Source organism: Candidatus Regiella insecticola LSR1 (genome assembly GCF_000143625.1).
Classification (GTDB): domain Bacteria; phylum Pseudomonadota; class Gammaproteobacteria; order Enterobacterales; family Enterobacteriaceae; genus Regiella; species Regiella insecticola.
Window position 1 is genome coordinate 1 of record NZ_GL379653.1, and the last position, 4894, is coordinate 4894.

6 protein-coding genes are annotated in these 4894 nt (G+C 41.7%); 1 reads left to right on the forward strand and 5 read right to left on the reverse strand.

What is annotated here, in order from left to right:
• Together REG_RS08845 and fabI are read right to left on the reverse strand one after the other, a co-directional pair.
• On the reverse strand, positions 1-199 hold a 199-nt coding region (locus REG_RS08845; protein ID WP_039908417.1), incomplete at its 3' end, for a hypothetical protein.
• A 181-nt stretch (positions 200-380) separates the two neighbouring features.
• Positions 381-1202, reverse strand: a complete 822-nt coding sequence (fabI, locus tag REG_RS08850) for an enoyl-ACP reductase FabI (RefSeq protein WP_006705329.1) — start codon at positions 1200-1202, stop codon at positions 381-383.
• A gap of 204 nt (positions 1203-1406) precedes the next feature.
• Here fabI and REG_RS08855 point away from each other — a divergent pair, with 204 nt between their 5' ends.
• Entirely contained in the window at positions 1407-2219 is an 813-nt protein-coding gene (locus REG_RS08855) for a hypothetical protein (protein WP_006705330.1), read from the forward strand.
• Here the strand turns inward: REG_RS08855 and ychF are convergent.
• Genes ychF through REG_RS08870 form a run of 3 tightly spaced genes read right to left on the reverse strand, consistent with a single transcriptional unit; the run spans position 2205 to position 4863 of the window.
• A complete protein-coding gene (ychF, locus tag REG_RS08860) occupies positions 2205-3296 on the reverse strand; it encodes a redox-regulated ATPase YchF (RefSeq protein ID WP_006705331.1) in 1092 nt (363 codons plus the stop codon). The genes REG_RS08855 and ychF overlap by 15 nt on opposite strands.
• 12 nt (positions 3297-3308) lie before the next feature.
• Complete coding sequence (pth, locus tag REG_RS08865) at positions 3309-3902, reverse strand: aminoacyl-tRNA hydrolase (RefSeq protein WP_006705332.1); 594 nt, start codon at positions 3900-3902, stop codon at positions 3309-3311.
• A gap of 13 nt (positions 3903-3915) precedes the next feature.
• The gene (locus REG_RS08870) at positions 3916-4863 is read right to left on the reverse strand and encodes a ribose-phosphate pyrophosphokinase (RefSeq protein WP_006705333.1); all 948 of its coding nucleotides are present in this window, start codon (positions 4861-4863) and stop codon (positions 3916-3918) included.
• Positions 4864-4894: the final 31 nt, after the last annotated feature.

A 4894-nucleotide genomic window follows, 5' to 3' on the forward strand; every position in this document is an offset into this window, starting at 1 on the left:
TATAATTTATATATTTCTTTTTTGCTTTTCTTTCTTTTTCATTATAAGAGAAAAAGACTTGAATTTTTTGGAATAGGCGTTTTAGTTTATACTTTGTTTTCTTACTCTTTCCTGTTTTATCTTTCTTTATTTTAGCTTTTGTCTGTATTGTTAATGTTTTTACCCTATTTATATTTAATGGCGCTGCTGCATAAATCATGTTCATTCCCTCATAATAAATCGTTGCGATATAATTATAGACGGGATTTAGTCGAAATTTTTTGTACCCACTGATACTTTGTCAAAAAGGGCTCAAAATACTTATTTACTTCCTTTTTTTGTACAAAAAGGCCGCTGCGCTTTTTCCTTCCTAAGCGCAGCTCAAAGAAGCTTTAAATGGACTATTCTTTTTTTGCAGATTGGCTTAATTCATCATTACCCATACTCCCCATCGCGGTAATGTTAAAACCAGCGTCAACATGCAAAATTTCACCGGTAATACCACCAGCTAAGTCGGAGCATAAAAAGGCAGCTGCATTACCTACATCTTCGATAGTGACCGTGCGGCGAAGGGGGGTGTATTTTTCACAATGTGCTAGCATTTTTCTGAAATCTTTAATCCCTGAGGCGGCAAGTGTACGAATGGGTCCCGCCGAAATTGCGTTAACGCGGATAGCATCGGGGCCGAGTGAATCCGCCATGTAGCGTACGTTAGCTTCTAAAGAGGCTTTGGCAAGTCCCATAACATTGTAATTGGTGATGGTGCGCTCTGCGCCTAAATAACTCAGTGTTAGCAGGGCTGAATTAGGATTGAGCATAGCACGGCAAGCTTTAGCCATCGCTACAAAGCTATAGGCGCTGATGTCATGTGCGATGTTAAAACCTTTACGTGTCACCGCATTAACATAATCACCATCGAGCTGCTCGCTAGGCGCATAAGCAATGGAATGAACAAACCCATCAAAGGTAGACCAATTTTTTTCTTTTTTCATATCTTCAAAAAGTTCGTTGATTTCTTCATCTTTTGCAACATCACAAGGAAAAATCAGTGTTGAATTGAATTCTTTAGCGAAGTCAGTGACGCGCTGTTTTAATTTATCGTTTTGATAAGTGAAAGCCAATTCCGCGCCTTGCTCGTGCATTTTTTGTGCTATACCGTAAGCAATAGAACGATTACTGGCTAAACCTGCAATTAAAATACGTTTGCCTTTCAGAAAACTCATAAAAGTAATCCTTGTGTTTAAATAGTTTGGGGAATAATCCGAGAGATTTTAGCATGCTTTGTTAAGATATAGCCGAATCAGTTTCATTTGGTTCAAGGCGGAGGAGCGCGAACAGTACCAATAGTACGGTAAGCAACTTAAACTGATTTGGCTATAGCGATTGATTAGCTTATTTTACATTTTCATTACATAAGGCAATAAAACATGTATAGCAATGAAGATATTGAATCAGCAGTGGCTGCGAAAATAATTAGCCGGCAAGCAGCACAGGCACTACGTGATCATGTTGCTGGTGTTAAAAAAACATCAGCTCTAGATGAAGAAAATTTTCGGCTATTGACCGGCTTTAATGATCTTTTTGTGGTGATGGCTTCTTTATTACTTTTAGGCGCTCTATTTTTTATTTGTGTGTATTATTATCAACAAGCATGGCTGGGAGGATTGTTGGTTACAGGAGCCTCCTGGGCATTAGCGGAATATTTTGTTCGTCAACGTCATATGGCGTTACCCGCGATTGTATTATTGTTCACTTTTATTTTTGGTGTTGGTTTTGCAACCGTATCTACACTGTATGTGATTGGTTATCTTTTTGTCGGCGAGCTTGTTGCTGCTATTTTGACAGCATTAGCTGCATTACTGCATTGGCGGCGTTTTCGCACGCCTATCACGCTGGCTGCGGGTTTAGGGACTGTTCTTTTGTATGTTTTAATGAGTTTAAATAAGTTTTTGCCTGCCGTTGCCGCGAATGTGATGCCTTATGTTGTATTTTGCATGGGATTGTTGGCATTTGCCGGTGCGATGTATTGGGATATCTCCGATCTTCGCCGTCAAACCCGTCACTCTGATATCGCCTTTTGGCTTCATTTATTGGCGGCGCCATTGTTAGTTCATCCGGTTTTTAACATTATGCTCGCTGATACCTCACTCTTGAATATTATATTAATCCTCACCTTGTATGTATTAATTGCTTCTTTTTCATTGGCGATTGATCGTCGGGCGTTGTTATACGTTAAATAAAAAGTTCATCACATCGCCATCTTTAACAATGTAATCTTTCCCTTCTGCGCGCATTTTTCCTGCTTCTTTTGCTGCTTGTTCGCCTCGATAAGCAATAAAGTCGGCAAAATTAATGGTTTGTGCACGGATAAAGCCTTTTTCAAAATCGGTGTGGATCTTCCCTGCCGCCTGTGGGGCGGTGGCGCCAACAGGGATAGTCCAGGCTCTTACTTCTTTTACTCCTGCGGTAAAATAGGTTTGTAAATTCAGTAATTGATAACCGGCACGGATCACGCGATTTAAACCTGCTTCATCCATACCCAGTGCTGCCATAAATTCAGCACGATCGCCATCGGTTAATTCGGCGATATCCGATTCTGCCGCGGCGCAAACAGCGATGACGATAGCCCCTTCCTGTTCCGCAATTTTCTGTACTTGAGCTAAATAAGGGTTATTTTCAAAACCGTCTTCATTCACATTAGCGATGTACATGGTAGGTTTCAATGTCAGAAAATTGAGATAGCGAATTGCCGCTTTTTCTTCTTCTGTTAGTGCTAAGGTACGTAACATCGCGATTTTTTCTAAATGAGATAAACATTTTTCTAACACCGATAATGTAGCTTTAGCGTCTTTATCTCCGCCTTTGGCTTTTTTTTGTACCCGGCTGATCGCACGTTCACATATATCCAGATCGTATGAAATCAACTCAATATTAATGGTATCAATATCTTCGCTAGGATTAATTTTACCTGCCACATGCACAATGTTTTCGTTGGCAAAACAACGCACCACATGACCAATGGCATCTGTTTCACGAATATTGGTTAAAAACTGGTTACCTAAGCCTTCACCTTTTGATGCGCCTTTGACCAGTCCCGCGATATCAACAAATTCCATTGTTGTTGGCACGATCCTTTGTGGTTTTACAATTTCAGCAAGCTGATCTAAACGTGGATCCGGCACCGGAACCACGCCGGTATTAGGCTCAATAGTGCAGAATGGAAAATTAGCGGCCTCAATACCTGCTTGTGTTAATGCGTTGAATAACGTGGATTTCCCTACGTTAGGCAGCCCAACAATACCGCATTTAAATCCCATGTTTAATTACCTTTATTTATTAATTCGAAATGAATGTAGATTTTGGATTGCAGTAGCCATATTCTCTTTGAAAATGAGTTCAGTACAGCGTAGGGATTCATCAATCGCATCGTCAATGCGCTTTTTTTCACTCAGGGGAGGGGGGGATAAGACAAAGTCCATCACTTTACTGCGTTCACCCGGATGGCCAATACCAATGCGTAAACGGTGGAAGTTAGCATTATTATCCAATTTTTTTTTTGGATATCTTTTTAAACCATTGTGTCCACCGTTGCCGCCGCCGAATTTAAATTTAGCTACCCCCGGCAAAAAATCTAATTCATCATGAACCACTAAAATCTCTTCTGCTAAAAAATGATAAAAATTTGTCATGGCCTTGACCGCGTTACCACTTAAATTCATAAAGGTAGTGGGTATCAGTAGCCGGATCTCATGATTGACGATTTTTATTTGAGCGGTATAACCTAAAAGTTTACTGTTTTTTTGCAATGATTGGTTGTAGCGTTTTGCTAGGTTTTCGACAAACCAGGCGCCTGCATTATGGCGGGTTTCTGCATATTGTGAGCCAGGATTTGCCAAGCCAACGATGAGTTTTATAGGTTTCATAGTAATGGAAGGGTTAATGTTCAAACATGGCGGAAATAGATTCTTCGTTGCTAATGCGCCGAATGGCTTCAGCGAGCATGCCAGCTAATGTCAGTGATCGTACTTTTTTCAATGCCTTGATCTTTTCAGATAGGGGGATGGTGTCACAAACAATAATTTCATCGATAACGGAATTATTGATATTCTCAACCGCATTGCCAGAAAAAACCGGATGAGTGGCATAAGCCAGTACCCGTTTCGCCCCTCGTTCTTTTAAGGCCTCTGCCGCTTTACATAAGGTTCCCGCGGTATCAATCATATCATCAACTAAAACGCAATCTCGGTCTGCCACGTCGCCGATAATATGCATCACTTGAGCAATGTTAGCCTTTGGCCGACGTTTGTCAATAATCGCCATTTCAGTGTCATTTAACAGTTTAGCAATCGCCCGTGCGCGGACGACACCGCCGATATCGGGTGAAACCACAATCGGGTTTTTTAAATTTTGTTGTAACATATCTTCTAGTAGGATCGGACTGCCAAAAACGTTATCTACTGGCACATCAAAAAAACCTTGGATTTGTTCCGCATGCAAGTCTACGGTCAGGACACGATCGACCCCCACACTTGATAAAAAGTCCGCGACCACTTTGGCGGTAATGGGAACACGGGCAGAACGTACGCGGCGATCTTGGCGAGAGTAGCCAAAATAAGGAATGACTGCGGTAACACGTCCCGCGGAGGCACGGCGCAAGGCGTCAATCATGACAACCAGTTCCATTAGGTGATTGTTGCTGGGAGCACAAGTAGACTGGATGATAAAAATATCCCCGCCACGTACGTTTTCATTGATTTCCACGCTCACTTCACCGTCACTAAAACAGCCCACAGCAGCGTCGCCAAGAGTGGTGTATAAACGGTTAGCAACCCGTTTGGCAAGTTCAGGCACGGCATTACCAGCAAAAAGCTTCATATCAGGCACGAGATGGACCTCAGGTAGGTGTCGAGATAAT

Excerpts from the sequence above, each read along its gene's own strand:
- pth (WP_006705332.1), bottom strand. The coding sequence starts at position 3,902 with ATGAAACCTATAAAACTCATCGTTGGCTTGGCAAATCCTGGCTCACAA.
- REG_RS08855 (WP_006705330.1), top strand. The coding sequence starts at position 1,407 with ATGTATAGCAATGAAGATATTGAATCAGCAGTGGCTGCGAAAATAATT.
- ychF (WP_006705331.1), bottom strand. The coding sequence starts at position 3,296 with ATGGGATTTAAATGCGGTATTGTTGGGCTGCCTAACGTAGGGAAATCC.
- fabI (WP_006705329.1), bottom strand. The coding sequence starts at position 1,202 with ATGAGTTTTCTGAAAGGCAAACGTATTTTAATTGCAGGTTTAGCCAGT.